Source organism: Arthrobacter agilis (assembly GCF_006494655.1).
Taxonomy (GTDB): Bacteria; Actinomycetota; Actinomycetes; order Actinomycetales; family Micrococcaceae; genus Arthrobacter_D; species Arthrobacter_D agilis.
This window is the reverse complement of record NZ_VHIM01000004.1, coordinates 343,186-358,193: the sequence shown is the minus strand read 5'-3', so window position 1 is coordinate 358,193 and position 15,008 is coordinate 343,186. Positions and strand designations below refer to the sequence as shown.

Genomic DNA, 15,008 nt, shown 5'->3' with positions numbered 1-15,008 from the left:
TCAGGGGTCGGAGGGTGCAGGCGGGTGCGTCGAATTCGCAGGCGAAGGTGGATCTCCATCACCGGCACCATCACTGACACCGTCACCGGCGTGCGCCGCGAGTGTGCGGACGACGTCGGTGAGCGAGGCATCGGAGCCGACATTCCCTGCGAACACCACGTACGGGATGCCGCGCGCCGGACCGTCCGTGGGTTCCCAGAGGGACACGATGCCGGGCAGCATGGGCCCCCGGACCATGGCGCGGCGGATGGACAACCCGTGGACGGCGACGTCGGAGGAGGTGATCCCGCCCTTGGCGATCACGAAGCGGGGTGGCGCGGACTCGAGAATCCGGCGGACCACGTCGACGACGGCGGCGGAGACGGCGCGCGAGATCGCGAGGCTCTGCTCGCCGTCGGATGCGGTGACGAGTGTCCTGCTGGTGTGGACGATCACGTCTCCCGTGGCGAGGCCGTCGATCGCCCGGGTGACGACGTCGTCCAGGTGCGCCGGCCTGGAGGTGTCGCTGATGACCTGTTCCACCTCGATCACCACGGTGGAGCACTGCGGGCGGGCCAGTGTCAGGTGGTGGAGTTGCCGGCTGGTCACGCCGACATGGGAGCCGACGACGACCAGGCCCCCTCCGCTTCCGGGGGCGTTGTCCCCGTAGACCTCGGACGCCGTGAGGGGTGGGTGCGGTTCCTGTCCGATCGCCGCCCGGACGAAGGGCGGGCCGACGCGGAAGAGGATCCGGCTTCCCCGCGTGCGGGCGAGGTGGCAGCCCAGAGCGATCAGGCGGAGATCGTCCTCCGTCACGGCGTCGGCCACCACCGCTCGTCCGTCGGTCGCCGTCCCGAGCAGGTCCGCGATCTGCTCGGGGCCGCCACGGATGGTGTCCAGCGTGAGGGAGAGGACGTCGTCCGCGGCGAGACGCCCGCCCGTCTTGGCGCTGACGTAGGCGCGGAGGTTCGAGGAGGGGAAGCCGAAGGTCGCATCCCGGGCGAATTCGGTGTCCGACACCCGCGTGAGCTCCTCGCCGGCGAGCATGTAGTGCTCCGAGCCGATCGTCACCCGTCCTGCGTCCGGGAAGGCCGGAACCAGGACCACGGCGTCGATGGTGGCGCCGGTCGTCTCCGCGATGGTGGACGCGAGGGTATCCGTCTCGAGCGGGAAATGGCCGCGCAGCGTGGAATCGCTGCGGGAGACGAAGAGGAGCTGCGTGCCGGAGGGGCGTGCTGCCCGCAGGGCGTTGGCGGCGATCTCGCGATTGCGCACTGCAGTGTCCGACGGCGAGAGGCTGCGTGTATTGGTCAGGACATAGAACGCGGGAAGTCCCTGCTCGAGTGCCCAGGCGATGTCCTCGACCGCCCAGGACGTGAGGACGGGCAGATCGGCGACGGACTGGGTCCCCGTGGGGTCGTCATCCAGGACGACGAAGACTGCTCCTGCCGATCGTCCGGCCACGTCGGAGGCCGGAACGGCGACCGGCGGGGGGAACCCCTCGAGGGCCTCGGCAAGCAGCATCAGCAACTCCTTCGTCGTCGGGCGTCCATGTCTCACGGTATGCAGCCTGCGCACGATCCTCAAGAGGGGCACTGGAGTTCGGCGGGCAGCAGCGGACCGCGCACACGCCGTGCTTGCTAGGACGTGATGTCCCCGCTCACAGCCTCCAGGGACGCCAGCAGGGGATCCGCGTCGGTGAACAGGAGGAACCCGCTCGAGCCGGACCCCATGCCGATCCGCCCGCCGGCGATGCGCTCATCCGCATAGACCGGGAGCATGCTCCGGCTGCCGAGGGGCGTGATGGTGCCGGGCTCGTAGCCCGTCACCTCGAGCGCGGCCTCCGGTGTCACCAGCGCCGCCTTGTTCACCTGCAGCAATGCCCTCAGCTTCGTCCAGTCGAGGCGGCGTGTCCCGGGGATCAGGACGAAGACGGTGGCGCCTCCGCTCACCTTGACCACCAGGGTCTTCACCCCGGCTGACGCCGTGAGGCCCAGAGCGGCTGCGGCGCCGTCGAAGGTGCCGTCGGAATCCCGTGGCACCAGGGTGATCGCGAGCTGCCGCTCCTCGGCGTCGCGCTCCGACGGGAGGGGGCGTTGTCCGGGGCTGTCCATGATGCTCATCGTAGAGGCCGGTGGCTGACGGAGATGGCTGTACGAAGCGACGATGCGACGATGCCGGTCCGGTACCTGTCGGACCGTCCGGTGAGCGCAGGAGCGCGGGGCGGGCACGCCCCCGACATGACCCGTCCTGCCTTCCCATGCTTAGATGAGCGGGGTTCGGAACGGGCACGGAACATCAGGAGGCGGCCGAGTGAGCGTCTCGCGTGCCGCCGTCGTGGTCACTGCGCTCACCGCGGTGTCGACCATCTTCGGTTTCCTGCGGGATGTCGTCATCGCGGCGGTGTACGGTGCGGGCCCGGACCTCGATGCCTATCTCGTGGCTCAGGGCCTCATGAACGTGGTGCTCGGCCTGGTGGCGTACGCGATGGCCCGGTCGGTGACCCCCGTGATCGCCCGCGAGGTGAAAGCCGAGGGCGCGGCGTGCCGCAGCCACCGTAGTTTCGACACGGCCATCACCGTCACCATGGTGGTGCTCGGCCTGGGCGCCGTCGTCGTCGGTCTGTTGGCGGCACCCGTGACGGCCCTTCTAGCCCCCGGTTTCGAAGGGGAGCAGGCGGAGCTCGCGGTGATGCTCACGCGGATCGTGCTGTTGGCCACCGTGCTCATCGCCGGGACCGACCTCCTCGCCGCCGTGGCACAGGCCCACGGCAGGGTGGTGTGGTCCTCGCTCCAGGGCGTGCCGTTCAACATCATCATGATCGGAGCCGCCGGCCTGTTCGGTCCGCGCTACGGGATCCAGGCGCTGGCGATCGGCTTCGTCATCGGCTCCGCCGCGCGGCTCGTGCTGCAGTTCCCGCCGCTCGCCGCGCTGGGGCTGAGGGTGCGGCCACGGCTCGGTCTGCGCCACCCGGGCTTCCGGGAGATCGCGCGGCTCATGCCCCCGCTGCTCGTGGGGAGCGCGATCAGCAACGTCAATTCCCTCGTGGACCGCGCGGTGGGTTCCACCCTCGGCGACGGCGCCATCACGGCGCTCTCCTACGGGTGGCGCCTCGTCAACCTGCCCGAGACCCTGCTCATCGCATCCCTCCTGGTACCCCTCTACCCGGCGCTCGGCGCTGCCGCGGGCAATCTCCCGGAGGTGCGCCGCCTCGTCTCCCGGGGACTGTCGGTGACGGTGACGGTACTCGTGCCCCTCACGCTCGTGCTCATGGTCGCTGCCCTGCCCCTCGTGCGCGTCGCCTACGGGCGCGGCGAGTTCACGGCCGATGACTCCGCCGCAACAGCTGTCGCCGTGCTCTGGTACGCGCCCGCGCTCGTTGCCATGGGGGTGCGGCAGGTGCTCGTGAGCACGTCGTACGCGCTCGGCGATGCGAGGGCTCCCGTGCTGGTCTCCGTGGTGGCGATGGTCATCAATGTCGTGGGAGACATCCTCCTCGCACCCGTCCTGGGGGTTGCAGGCATCGCCGTCGCCACGAGCATGTCGCTCGTCTTCGCGGCCATCGCCAACGGGGTGCTGCTGGCCCGCCGCCACGGGGCGGTCGACGGCGCAGCTACCCGGAAGCTCCTCGTGCGGGCCACCGTGATCGGGGCCGCGACGGTGGCCGTGGGACACCTGACCGGGCGCTTCCTGGCGGCGATGCTCCCGGAGGTGGGCCCGCTGCTCGAGGGCGCGCTGATCGGCAGCATGATGCTCGGCGCCTACGTGCTCGGACTGATGCTGCTGCGCGCGCCGGAGCGCCTGGTGCCCCTCGAGATGCTCCGGGCCGTCCGGCGCCGCTAGGCACCCGGGACAGCCTGCGTGTGCGTCGTCGGGCCGCTTGTGCTTCGGCGGGCCGCGCGGTCAATGCCTGCGCAACCGACCGAGCGCCAGGGCCACCGACGGCCGGGGATCCGTCACGTCCCACGTGCTGTGCCGGGCTGTGAGGGACCACCGCAGGGTCTCGGCGACATCGCGCACGAGACCGCCGCGCCGCTCGCGCCGTGCACGCCTCAGGTCCCCGGCGAACCAGGAGTAGCGCTTGCCCGGCGTCGCGTCGGGGAGGGCAGGAGGCTCGAGGCCGAGCGTCAGCTCTCCCCACGTGCGCACAAGCCCGTGCCCCGCGGATTCCGCCAGTGCCAGCGACCCGTAGAACCTGCCGTTGAAGTCGATCAGGTACGGGACGCCGTCGTCACCGGTGAGGAACTGCAGTTCGACGAGGCCGTGCCACCCGAGTTCCAGGAGCATGGCCTCCACCCTGGCCGCGAGCTCTTCGTCCACCGGGACCGTGCGCGCTCGAGCCGACGCTCCGTTCGGGGTGGGCCACAACCGCGTGGACTCCTGCTGCGTGCGTCCGTGCAGCCGCCCGTCGTGGAAGACGCCGATGAGCGCGCCCAGCGAGCCGTCCACGGGCGCCTGGAGGATCGGCTGTGCGCCCGCGGCCCGGATGCGTTCCACCTGCGGGCGGGCGTCGGCCGCCGTCGCGAAGAGCTTCGCCTCGATCCGCAGCGGGCGCGTCTGGTTCGGCGCCCAGTGCTCCTTGCACTTCACGACGACGGGCCCCTGCCAGTCCGCGAGCGCCTGGTCGGAGGCCAGCTCGGTGTGCGGGGAGGTGATGCCCGCCTTCTCCGCGTACTCGGCGAGCCGGACCTTGTCGAGGATGGTCTCGACGACGTCGAAGGCGGGATGCGCGACCGGGAGGGGGAGCTGGGAACGGTACGCGGAGAGGGCAGCCATCCAGTCGTCGCCGCCACCGAAGACGACGTCGAAGCCACCTGCGGACACGGCCCTGCGAACCCCGTCGACGAACGCGGTGCCGTCGTGTCGGGGGCGGGGCACGCGGTAGGTGACATCGCAGGCGCGGGAGGAGCCGAGGACCCCGCCGCCCTCCGGGGTGCCCACTCCCACGTACCAGCCGGCTGCGCTGAAGGCGCGGACGGCGGCCAGTGCGCCGCGGTCCCGACCTGTGGCGACGACCAGGACCCGCGGCCGGACAGCGGAGGGGGAGGTTCGAGGGGAGGGTTGTTCGGCTACGGTCAGGTGCGGTCGATGCATGGGTACCTCGATAGATCGGCCCGCGGCTCCCCGATCACCGCGACGGTCGTCGGGGCAGAACTGCCCTTCCCCAGACTAGCGAGCGCGAGCCGGGGGAGAAATTGCGACACAGCTCCGTGCCGCGGTTTCTCCTCCACCTGCATGTCCGAGCACGGGTGCGGCGAGCAGGGTCAGGCCCAGTAGCAGGGACAGGAGGCCGGTGACCAGGCCGACGAGCGGGCGGTGTAGCGGTGGTCGGCGTCAGCCCCCGGTGCTCGCCCGCACCACCAGCTCGCTGCTCGGCATGGACCGGGTCTGCAGCGTCCCCGAGTCGAGGAGCAGGAGCAGGAGTTCGGCTGCCACCCTGCCCTGCAGGACGGTGTTGCGGGACAGTGCAGTGACCGACGGCGAGGCGAGCTGGCAATGGAGGGAGTCGTCCCAGCTCACGATCGCGACGTCCTCCGGGCACCGCAGCCCGAGCTCACGCAGGGCGAGGAGGGCGCCCATCGACATGAGGTCGTTACCGAGCACCACGGCGCTGATGGGCGGTGCGGAAGCAGCCCGTAGGAGCAGGGCGATGGCGTCGTGTCCTGCCTCGAGCGCGTAGCTCCCCTCGTACTGCACCACCGTCATGCCGTACCCGTCGGCCCGCTCGCGGACGCCGCGGATGCGCTCTTCCTCGTGCACGAACGAGTGGGGGCCGGAGACGTGCGCGATGGACCGGTGCCCCGTCGCGTGCAGGTGGTCGACGATCCTCGCGGAATCGGAATCATGGTCCGTCGTGGTTCCGGAGAAAGATGTGGGGCGGGCGGATTCGGGCGCGCTGTGCAGGACGAACGGGAGCCCCAGCCGTTCGAGGAGGGCGGGCCTCGGATCGTCGTGCAGGTGGTCGAACAGGAGCACGCCGTCGACCTTGCGCTCACCGGACCAGCGCTCGTAGATGGCGTGTTCCTGGAGCGGGTCCTTGCCCACCATGCGCAGCATCAGGGCCATGTCTCCCTCCGCGAGGGCGGACTCGATCCCGGCCAGGAGTCCCATGTAGTAGGGCTCGGTGCCGATGAGCAGCGGATCGGCGGACAGCACCATGCCGACCGCCCCCGCGCGGGAGCGGGAGAGAGCACGCGCCGAGGAGCTGGGATACCAGTCCAGTTCCTCGGCCAGGTCGAGGACACGGCGCCGTGTCACCTCGCTGACACCCGGCTGACCGTTCAGGGCATAGGAGACGGATGCCTTCGAAATGCCCAGCCTCTTCGCCAGACCGGCGATGGTTTCCTTGGCCATGGCTAACACAATAGCCTCAGGTTTTCCTTGACCGGCCCCTCGCTATCCCCTAGGTTCTTCCTAGTATCTGAACCGGTTCAGTACGCCGCCTTTTCTCAGCGAGGAGAACCCCCGTGACCTATTCACTCCAGCTCTACACACTGCGGACAGCGATGGCGGAGGATCTGCCCCGCACCATCCGGAGAGTCGCGGAACTCGGCTACACGGCCGTGGAGCCCTACAACTTCGTGGCGACCGCACAGGAGCTCGCCGAAGCACTCGCGGCCAACGGCCTCAGCGCACCGTCCGGTCATGCGCCCCTGCTCCGCGACGACCAGGACGAGATCTTCGAAGCCGCCCGAACCCTCGGGATCGGCACCGTGATCGACCCCCACGTGGAGCGCCGGCACTGGACGTCCGAGGCCGACATCAGAGCGACGGCCGAAGCGCTCAACGCGGCGGCGACGAAGGGCGCCGGATACGGCATCACGGTCGGCTACCACAACCACGAATTCGAGCTCGAGGAGCGTATCGACGGCTCGTCCGCCCTCGAGGTCCTCGCACGCCATCTGGATCCGGAGGTCGTCCTCGAGGTGGACACCTACTGGGCCGCTGTCGGAGGCGAGGACCCCGTGGAACTCCTGGGCCGCCTCGGCGACCGCGTGCGCTTCGTCCATATCAAGGACGGCCCGCTCACCAGGAACGACAAGGAACAGGTGGCGGTAGGACGGGGCGCCATGCGTGTCTGGGACGTTCTCGGTGCCGCTCCCGGGCTCGAGGCCGCCGTCGTGGAGCTCGATGATTTCGACGGCGATGTCTTCACTGCGGTCGCCGACAGCCTGGCCTACCTGAAGGAGGGGAAGAAATGAGCGCGGATACCACCGGGCCCGCGGCGGAGCGCCGTAGTGGACCCGTCGGCGTCGCGGTCATCGGCGCCGGCGTCATCAGCAAGGAATACCTCACCAACCTCACGAGCTTCCCCGACCTGACGGTGCACATCGTCGCCGACATGTTCGAGGAGGTCGCTGCGGCACGCGCAGCGGAGTTCGGCGTGGCCGCCTCCGGAGGCGTGCAGGATGCCCTGAACCACCCCGACGTGGAGATCGTGGTCAATCTGACGATTCCCGCGGCGCACGTCGAGGTGGCCACCGCCGCGGTCGCCGCTGGCAAGCACGTCTGGAGCGAGAAACCCTTCTCCCTCGACCGCGAGAGCGGCATCGGGCTCCTGAAGACGGCCGACGCCGCCGGTGTCCGCCTCGGCTGCGCACCGGACACCTTCCTCGGAACGGGCCTCCAGACCGCGTTGCGGCTCGTGGCACGCGGCGACATCGGGGTACCCCTGACGGCGCTCACCCTGATGCAGTCGCCCGGCCCCGAATCCTGGCATCCGAACCCCGCCTTCCTCTTCCAGGAGGGCGCCGGCCCGCTTTTCGACATCGGCCCCTACTACCTGACTACCCTGGTACAGACGTTCGGCGCCATCACCAAGGTCGCGGGCCTCGGCTCCACGTCCAGGGCGACGCGCACCATCGGCTCAGGCCCCAGGGCCGGCGAGGTCTTCGACGTCACCGTGCCGTCGCACGTCAGTGCGATCGCGCAGTTCGCCAACGGCGAGTCTTCGCAGAGCATCTTCAGTTTCGACTCGCCGGTGAAGCGCGCAGGCTTCGTGGAGGTCACCGGGACCGAGGGCACACTCGCCTTCCCCGATCCGAACGAGTTCACGGGCCACCTCACCCTGACCCGCCGCGGTTCGGACGACGCCGAGGTGATCCCCGCCATCGGCGCGACGTCGACGCGCGGCAGCGGCGTCCTCGAGATGGCGCGGGCACTGCGTGCGGGGCGCCCGCATCGTGCGCAGGGCGAGACGGCGTATCACGTGCTCGACGCGATGGTATCGATCTCCGAGAGCATCGCCACGGGGGAGTTCGTCACGCTGTCGAGTACGGCTACGGCCGCCGAGCCGCTGCCGGAGGACTGGGACCCGCACGTCTCCACCCTTTCCTGATCCCCGAGGCGCCGCGGCCTGCCGCGGTGTCTCCTTGCCAGACCGCCGACCGAACGGATGACACCATGACCTTCCACCCTGCAGAAGACCGTTATGACTCGATGCCTTATCGCCGGGTGGGCAGGAGTGGTTTGCTGTTGCCTGCTGTGTCGTTGGGTCTGTGGCACAACTTCGGGGATGACAGGTCCTTCGGTGTGCAGCGGGAGATCCTGCGTCGTGCGTTTGATCTCGGTGTCACGCACTTTGATCTGGCGAATAATTACGGTCCGCCGTACGGGAGTGCGGAGACGAATTTCGGTCGGCATCTGCGGGATGATTTCCGGCCGTTCCGTGACGAGCTCGTGATTTCCAGCAAGGCCGGGTACGACATGTGGCCGGGTCCGTACGGGAATTTCGGGTCCCGCAAGTATCTGCTGGCGAGTCTTGATCAGTCGCTGGAGCGGATGGGCCTGGATTATGTGGACATCTTCTACAGCCACCGGCCGGATCCTGGGACGCCGCTGGAGGAGACGATGGGTGCGCTCGATACCGCGGTCCGTTCCGGGCGGGCCCTGTATGCGGGAATCAGCTCGTACTCGCCGCAGCGCACGGTGGAAGCTGCGGCGATCCTGGCGGATCTCGGCACGCCGCTGCTCATCCATCAGCCCTCCTACTCGATGCTCAACCGCTGGACGGAGGAGGGTGAGCCGAATCTGTACGAGGCGCTCGAGCAGACCGGCGCGGGTTCCATCGCGTTCTCCCCCCTCGCCCAGGGCCTGCTCACCAGCAAGTACCTCGACGGCATCCCCGACGATTCGCGCGCTGCGGCTGACTCGTCACTCGACGCCGGGCAGCTCAGTGAGGAGAACCTGCGCCGCATCAGGGGCCTCAACGGTATCGCCGAGGGTCGCGGGCAGAGCCTCGCGCAGATGGCGATCGCCTGGGTGCTCCGTCCCCGGACCAGGGGGACGCCGGTCACCTCGGCGCTCATCGGCGCCTCGAGTGTCCGGCAGCTCGAGGACAGCCTCGCGGCCGTGCAGAACCTCGCCTTCACGGCCGAGGAGCTGCACGCGATCGACGAATTCGCCGTCGAGTCCGACATCAACCTCTGGGCCGGCGCGCTCGAGGCGTAGCGCGCCGGCGATGGGCTGCGCCCGGCCTCGGGGAGCCCCGCGGCGGACTGGCGTAGGCTGGAAGGCAGCGAACACGTTCGCGCCACCTCTGGCGCAGTTCGCGAGGAGGCGAAATATTGGTACAGCGCATGGCAGACCCCACGTATCGGGCCCAGCAATGGGAACAACGCTACGATCCACAGATCGAGGACGTGAACCGGCTCTGTGACACCCTGGCCGAGTCCAAGCCGGGATCAGCGGTGCCGTACATCGACCCCATCCACGATGTCGACGGTTGCAAGATCGTCAGTCTCTTCTCCAGCCCGGGAGCATCATTGCCCTCGGGCTTCGTCTCGTTCGAGAACGACGACCCCAGCTCGGTGCGGATGGCTGGCATCTACGAGGCCGTGGGCCTGCGCCCCGACGCGGTCATGCCGTGGAACGCGCACCCGTGGTACCTGCCGGAAGGCAAGGAGCGAGCACTGACGATGGACCAGATCTCCGACGGCGTGAAGCCCCTGCTCACGTTCCTGCAGCAGGTTCCGCGCGCCTCCGCGCTGGTGGCGCACGGTGCCGACGCGCACAAGGCCGCCCGCAGGCTGATGAAGCTGGAGAACCGGGCGATCGTCAAGCGCGGTTTCAAGATCTACGAGGTCCGGTCCCCGGGGGAACGCGCGTTCAAGGGAACTCCCGCGAACCAGGAACTCTGGTTGAAGGACATCCAGTCCGCCTACACCGATGCGATGGGACGCGCGGGGATCCGCGCCCGCCAGTCCATCTAGCTGGTCTGCCCGGCCCCTCGGGGCCGGGCAGCCATGGAAAAGCCGGGCGGTCAGGCCAGCCCGGTGAGGGCCCGGACGGGCACATCGGCCTCGAACGCTGTCAGGTCCGCGCGGCCGAGCGAGAGCCCCCGCAATGTCGCGGAGATGTCCTCGAGGCACTGCTGAACCCACGCGAAGGCGTCGTCGTCCATGGTCTGACCCTCGGGATCCAGGACGCAGGAGCGGTGCGCGAGGGCGAGGCGGGCGATCGTGACCTCGAGGGTCTCGAGCAGGCCGTCGGTCTCGTGTGCGAGGGATTCGGCCAGGGCGCCCATCCCACGGGCATTCTGTCCACCGGGCATCACGAGGAGCGTGGTGCGCGGCAGACCTGCGTCGTCCGTGCGGACCATAGCAGGAGGGCGTTGTGCAGTCATGATGTGAGACCTTTTCCTGGAGTGCAATGGCGCCCATGCGTCCCCGCGGGCGATCAAGCATTGACAGGATCAGTCTGCCACTCGAAATAGGCCATACCCCATGCGATCGACGCAGGATATACGCAAATTCCCCGGTATTTTCACCGGTTCTGTGCAGAGGGTGCTGTTCGCCCGGCCCTACGGCTCTTTCCGGGGCTTCAGATAGGTGGAGCCGTCCGCATTCCGCACGACGGTCCACTGCTGGAGTTCGGCCTGGCGCCGCCGGTGCGCCTCGTCATCGACATAGACCACAGGGCCCTCGGTCGAGCCGCCCTGCGCAGGCCCGAAGAACATGCGCAGCTTGCCGGTGGCCTTCATGAAGCGGGCGGAGAACGGTTCCTTGCCGGTCATCGTCGCGTCCTCCTCCCGATCTTCCGGCTCTCAGGGTACCAACAGTTCGCGCGCTCGCTGGAGAGGGAAGCACTCCCCGCGGGCCTCACCGCCGTCGGGAAGTGTCGGTGGTGCTCGGTACCGTGAAGTCTTCGCCCCGCGATGAGAGGTCCCATGCTTCAGGCCGACAAGCTGCTCCAGATCAGTCGCATCTATGTGGAGCCGGCAGCAGCAGCACTTCCCAGAGGCCAGGAGATCCTGGCCCGCTGGCCGCAGGCGGACGTCGTCGAGGTGGCGAGCCATTGGCGCATCCCCGAGTTGAGCGGGGACGAGGCGAACGTGAACCGATGGGTGCGCATCAAGACGGAGGCCCTCGTGGTCGGCGTCAAGAAATCCCTCACGGCGAAACCGAACGGCCGGTCCGCGGACTTCATCGCGCCGTCCACGGCCAATGGTTGTGCCATGGCGTGCGCCTACTGCTACGTGCCCCGGCACAAGGGCTACAGCAACCCCATCACGGTGTTCGCCAATATCGAGGAGATCAGCGGTTACCTGGAGCGGCATGTGGCGCGCCAGGGGATCAAGCTCGAACCGAATCAGTGCGATGACACCGCGTGGGTCTACGACATCGGGGAGAACAGTGACTGCTCCGTGGACGCTCTCGTCAGTGACAACGTGCAGGATCTCGTCTCGCTCTACCGCGACCTGCCCACGGCCAAGCTCTCCTTCGCCACGAAGTACGTGAACCGGGACCTCCTCTCCTGGGACCCGCGGGGACAGACCCGCGTCCGGTTCTCCCTGATGCCGGAGAAGCTCGCGCGGATGCTCGATGTTCGCACCACGCCCGTCGCCGAGCGGATCGCAGCCATCAACGACTTCGTGGAGGCAGGGTACGAGGTCCACGTGAACTTCTCGCCGGTCATCATCACGCCGCACTGGCAGGAGGAGTGGCAGGAACTCTTCGCCCAGCTGGATGCCGCGCTCTCGACCGCGGCCAAGCGGCAACTCGCGGCCGAGGTCATCTTCCTCACGCACAACCAGCAACTGCACGAGGTGAACCTGGGCTGGCACCCCCTGGCCGAGGAGATCCTGTGGCGTCCCGACCTGCAGGAGATTAAGCGCTCCCAGAACGGGTTCGCCAACGTGCGGTACATCGCCTACGAGAAACGGGGATACCTCGACGAGTTCCTCCGCCTCGCGGCTGCGGGTCTCCCGTACTGCCGGATCCGCTATGCCTTCTGACGCCCGGGCCGGTGGACGGAGGGGATGCGCTGCGGTTGTAGATTGGCGGGGTGGTCTCAACCCTCTCCCGTGCGCTCGTCGCCCTGCTCCTGCTGACGCTCTGCGCCTGCAACATCAATCCGGCCGCCGTCGTGTGTGACCCGATCGACGGCCGTCATCTCGCACCGGAGGACGGCACGCTCATGGGCGTGAATCTCGAATGGGGCAAGGAGACGCTCGCCGAGTACACCGACAAGCTCGGTGAACGCCCGGCGGTGGCGGTCTCCTTCGCGGACTTCCCGTTCTCCGACGAGGACCCGGAGCTCATCGCCGCCGCGGCGGAGCAGGTCCGGCAGGACGGCGGGATACTCCTGCTGACCCTCGAACCGCAGCAGGGCCTGGCACCGGTGACGGCTGAGCGGGCGGACGATCTCGCCGCCATGCTCGAGCGGTTCAACGCCAACGGGGTCCCGGTCATCGTCCGGTTCGCCCACGAGATGAACGGCTCCTGGTACCCGTGGGGTCAGCAGCCTGACGCCTATATCGCCGCCTTCCGGCGCGTGGCCGACGCCGTCCACGCGCAGGCCCCCGGATCCGCGATGATGTGGGCTCCGAACTACGCCGGCGGCTATCCCTTTGCCGGTGGTACCTACGAATCGCTGCCGGGCACGGATGGCTTCGAGGCGCTCGACACGACGGCCGACGGCGAGCTGACCGCTGCGGACGACCCCTACGCGCCCTACTACCCGGGCGACGACGTCGTGGACTGGGTGGGCATGTCCCTCTACCACTGGGGCTCCACCTACCCCTGGGGGGAGAGCGAGATGCCGGAGGACGGCAAGTTCATCGACCAACTCACCGGCACCTACAACGGGAAGAACGGTGACGGCTCGATGATCCCGGACTTCTATGCCGACTACGCCGTGGGCCACGGGAAGCCCGTGGCCATCCCCGAGACGGCGGCGCTCGTGACCGACGACATCGGCGACCTGCGGACGATCAACATCAAGCGCGCCTGGTGGGCGCAGGTGTTCGATCCCGCCGTCCGTGAGCGCTTCCCCGAGTTGAGGATGGTCAACTGGTTCGAGTGGAACAAGGTGGAGCCCGAGGTCGGAGCCGCCGTGGACTGGACGGTGGCTGAGGACCCCGCCATCCGCGACGAGTTCAGGGCGGCGCTGCCCTCCTGGTACCGCTTCGCGGGGGAACCCGCCACCTGCGGAGAGCCGATCACATGACGGACTTCCAGCACATCGACGGACCACGCGATCCTGCCTGGCATCTCGCCCCCGACCTGCCCCGACCGATCATCATGGACCAGGGCTGGGCCGACGCCGTGTTCCTGCACTGGCGGATCGAGGCCGCGGCCGTCGAGCGCTACATGCCCCCCGGCGTCGTGCCCGATATCGTGGACGGCACATCGTGGGTAGGGCTCATCGGCTTCCGCATGGTCGGCGCAGGCCTGGGGCGGGGACTGCCGGTTCCGTACTTCGGGTCCTTCACCGAGGTCAACGTACGGCTCTACTCGCGCGGCCCGGACGGCACGCGGGGGGTGGTCTTCGTGACCCTCGACGCCTCGCGACTGGCCGTGGTGATCGCCGCGCGCGGCGGCGGCATCCCCTACGTCTGGTCCAGGTGCTCACCCGTGACGCGGGGGGAGGGCGGGCAGCGGGAGTACGGGTACGACGTCGTGCGGTACAGGCGCCAGGCGAGCTCTCGGTTCGCCGTCCGCCCCGACACCGCACGAACGGCGGCCGACCCGCTGTCCCTGGAGCTGACCGCGCGGTTCGGCCTGCACAGCTGTCTTGCCGGCCGCACCCTCTACATCCCCAACACGCATACGCCCTGGCCGCTTCATCCGGCAGCGCTGACGGAGTTCGACGACGGACTCCTCGGGGCGGCGGGCCTCCGCGTCGAGGGCCCGCCCGCGTCCGTGCTCTTCTCTCCCGGCGTGCAGACGCAGTTCGGCAGGCCGCGTGTGGTCGCCGGCCCGTGACCGGAGGTCCCCAGGGATGACGGGCTGCGTCAGGCGTGGTCGAGGGTGATGCCGGACGGGCGGATGCTCAGCGTCTCGATCGTCGATTCCGGGCTCGCGTCGACCGCGAGCCGGACGGCCCTGGCCACCTGGTCCGGCCGGATCCAGGCGTCGGGGCGGTAGTCCTTGCCCTCCCAGGCATGCAGCTCCTCCTGCATGTCGGTCGCGACGCGGCCCGGGTGGATGGAACTGACCCGTACGCCGTGCTCCCGCTCCTCCTCGCGCAGCGCGTCCGTCAGGGCGCGCAGCGCGAACTTCGTCCCGCTGTAGACCGAGGACCCTGCACCCGAGGAGTAGCCCGAGCCGCTGTTGATCGCGATGACCTGGCCCCGCGCTGAACGCAGCGCGGGCAGCAGGGCACGCGTCAGGGAAGCCACCGCGAAGACGTTCACCTCGAAGCTCTCACGCCAGGCCTCGTCGGGCAGGTCGCCGACGGAACCCATGCGCAGGACGCCCGCCGAGTGGACGAGGACGTCCAGCCGGGGGATGCCGGCCACCGCGGCCGCCACCTGTCCCGCATCGCGCAATTCCGCAGCGAACGGTTCAGCGGACGGGAACGACGACGAGAGGTCGGCGAGCGCAGCGAGATCGCGCCCGCCGAGGAGCAGGTGATGGGTGGAGGCGAGCTCGTCGGCGATGGCGCGGCCGATGCCGCGCGACGCGCCGGTGATGAGGGCGACGGGGTGCTGGGACATGAGGTCACCCTAGCAACGCCGCGGGCGGGACGCGGCGTCGGATTGCACGGTCGGGACCCGTGGAGCGGGGCGGGGTTGACGCGTGTTG

Annotated in this window: 15 protein-coding genes; 8 read left to right on the top strand and 7 right to left on the bottom strand. The window is 69.1% G+C overall.

Annotation, left to right across the window (positions count from 1 at the left end; genetic code table 11):
- Both FJV46_RS08610 and FJV46_RS08605 read right to left on the bottom strand, forming a co-directional pair.
- The gene (locus tag FJV46_RS08610) at positions 1-1,503 is read right to left on the bottom strand and encodes a four-carbon acid sugar kinase family protein (RefSeq protein WP_087028600.1); all 1,503 of its coding nucleotides are present in this window, start codon (positions 1,501-1,503) and stop codon (positions 1-3) included.
- A 116-nt stretch (positions 1,504-1,619) separates the two neighbouring features.
- Positions 1,620-2,093 carry an aminoacyl-tRNA deacylase gene (locus tag FJV46_RS08605; RefSeq protein ID WP_232008510.1) on the bottom strand — a complete coding sequence of 158 codons (474 nt, stop codon included), beginning with the start codon at positions 2,091-2,093 and terminating at the stop codon, positions 1,620-1,622.
- Between the two features lie 199 nt (positions 2,094-2,292).
- On the opposite strand from FJV46_RS08605, the gene murJ reads away from it, so the two are divergent.
- The gene (murJ, locus tag FJV46_RS08600) at positions 2,293-3,822 is read left to right on the top strand and encodes a murein biosynthesis integral membrane protein MurJ (protein ID WP_232008509.1); all 1,530 of its coding nucleotides are present in this window, start codon (positions 2,293-2,295) and stop codon (positions 3,820-3,822) included.
- A gap of 60 nt (positions 3,823-3,882) precedes the next feature.
- Here murJ and FJV46_RS08595 read toward each other — a convergent pair whose 3' ends face one another.
- Together FJV46_RS08595 and FJV46_RS08590 are read right to left on the bottom strand one after the other, a co-directional pair.
- The gene (locus FJV46_RS08595; RefSeq protein ID WP_087028596.1) at positions 3,883-5,073 is read right to left on the bottom strand and encodes an ATP-grasp domain-containing protein; all 1,191 of its coding nucleotides are present in this window, start codon (positions 5,071-5,073) and stop codon (positions 3,883-3,885) included.
- A gap of 240 nt (positions 5,074-5,313) precedes the next feature.
- Positions 5,314-6,333, bottom strand: a complete 1,020-nt coding sequence (locus FJV46_RS08590; protein WP_087028594.1) for a LacI family DNA-binding transcriptional regulator — start codon at positions 6,331-6,333, stop codon at positions 5,314-5,316.
- A gap of 113 nt (positions 6,334-6,446) precedes the next feature.
- Here FJV46_RS08590 and FJV46_RS08585 point away from each other — a divergent pair, with 113 nt between their 5' ends.
- The 4 genes from FJV46_RS08585 (at position 6,447) to FJV46_RS08570 (ending at position 10,190) form a co-directional block, all read left to right on the top strand.
- Entirely contained in the window at positions 6,447-7,181 is a 735-nt protein-coding gene (locus FJV46_RS08585; RefSeq protein ID WP_087028592.1) for a sugar phosphate isomerase/epimerase family protein, read from the top strand.
- On the top strand, positions 7,178-8,317 hold the full coding sequence (locus FJV46_RS08580) for a Gfo/Idh/MocA family protein (RefSeq protein ID WP_087028591.1): 1,140 nt from the start codon (positions 7,178-7,180) through the stop codon (positions 8,315-8,317). Before FJV46_RS08585 ends, FJV46_RS08580 begins: the two co-directional genes overlap by 4 nt.
- Before the next feature lie 65 nt (positions 8,318-8,382).
- A complete protein-coding gene (mgrA, locus tag FJV46_RS08575; protein ID WP_087028589.1) occupies positions 8,383-9,429 on the top strand; it encodes an L-glyceraldehyde 3-phosphate reductase in 1,047 nt (348 codons plus the stop codon).
- A 128-nt stretch (positions 9,430-9,557) separates the two neighbouring features.
- The gene (locus tag FJV46_RS08570) at positions 9,558-10,190 is read left to right on the top strand and encodes a uracil-DNA glycosylase family protein (protein ID WP_087028587.1); all 633 of its coding nucleotides are present in this window, start codon (positions 9,558-9,560) and stop codon (positions 10,188-10,190) included.
- 50 nt (positions 10,191-10,240) lie between these two features.
- On the opposite strand, the gene FJV46_RS08565 is transcribed toward FJV46_RS08570, so the two are convergent.
- Together FJV46_RS08565 and FJV46_RS08560 are read right to left on the bottom strand one after the other, a co-directional pair.
- On the bottom strand, positions 10,241-10,603 hold the full coding sequence (locus FJV46_RS08565; RefSeq protein ID WP_126130647.1) for a hypothetical protein: 363 nt from the start codon (positions 10,601-10,603) through the stop codon (positions 10,241-10,243).
- 177 nt (positions 10,604-10,780) lie between these two features.
- A complete protein-coding gene (locus FJV46_RS08560) occupies positions 10,781-10,993 on the bottom strand; it encodes a hypothetical protein (protein WP_087028583.1) in 213 nt (70 codons plus the stop codon).
- 153 nt (positions 10,994-11,146) lie between these two features.
- Between FJV46_RS08560 and FJV46_RS08555 the strand changes: the two genes are divergently transcribed.
- The 3 genes from FJV46_RS08555 to FJV46_RS08545 are packed head-to-tail and all read left to right on the top strand — an operon-like array spanning position 11,147 to position 14,186.
- On the top strand, positions 11,147-12,214 hold the full coding sequence (locus FJV46_RS08555) for a spore photoproduct lyase family protein (RefSeq protein ID WP_087028581.1): 1,068 nt from the start codon (positions 11,147-11,149) through the stop codon (positions 12,212-12,214).
- A gap of 50 nt (positions 12,215-12,264) precedes the next feature.
- A complete protein-coding gene (locus tag FJV46_RS08550) occupies positions 12,265-13,428 on the top strand; it encodes a glycoside hydrolase family 26 protein (RefSeq protein ID WP_232008508.1) in 1,164 nt (387 codons plus the stop codon).
- Entirely contained in the window at positions 13,425-14,186 is a 762-nt protein-coding gene (locus tag FJV46_RS08545) for a YqjF family protein (RefSeq protein WP_232008507.1), read from the top strand. Before FJV46_RS08550 ends, FJV46_RS08545 begins: the two co-directional genes overlap by 4 nt.
- A 29-nt stretch (positions 14,187-14,215) precedes the next feature.
- Here FJV46_RS08545 and FJV46_RS08540 read toward each other — a convergent pair whose 3' ends face one another.
- A complete protein-coding gene (locus FJV46_RS08540; protein ID WP_087028579.1) occupies positions 14,216-14,920 on the bottom strand; it encodes an SDR family oxidoreductase in 705 nt (234 codons plus the stop codon).
- Positions 14,921-15,008 lie beyond the last annotated feature (88 nt).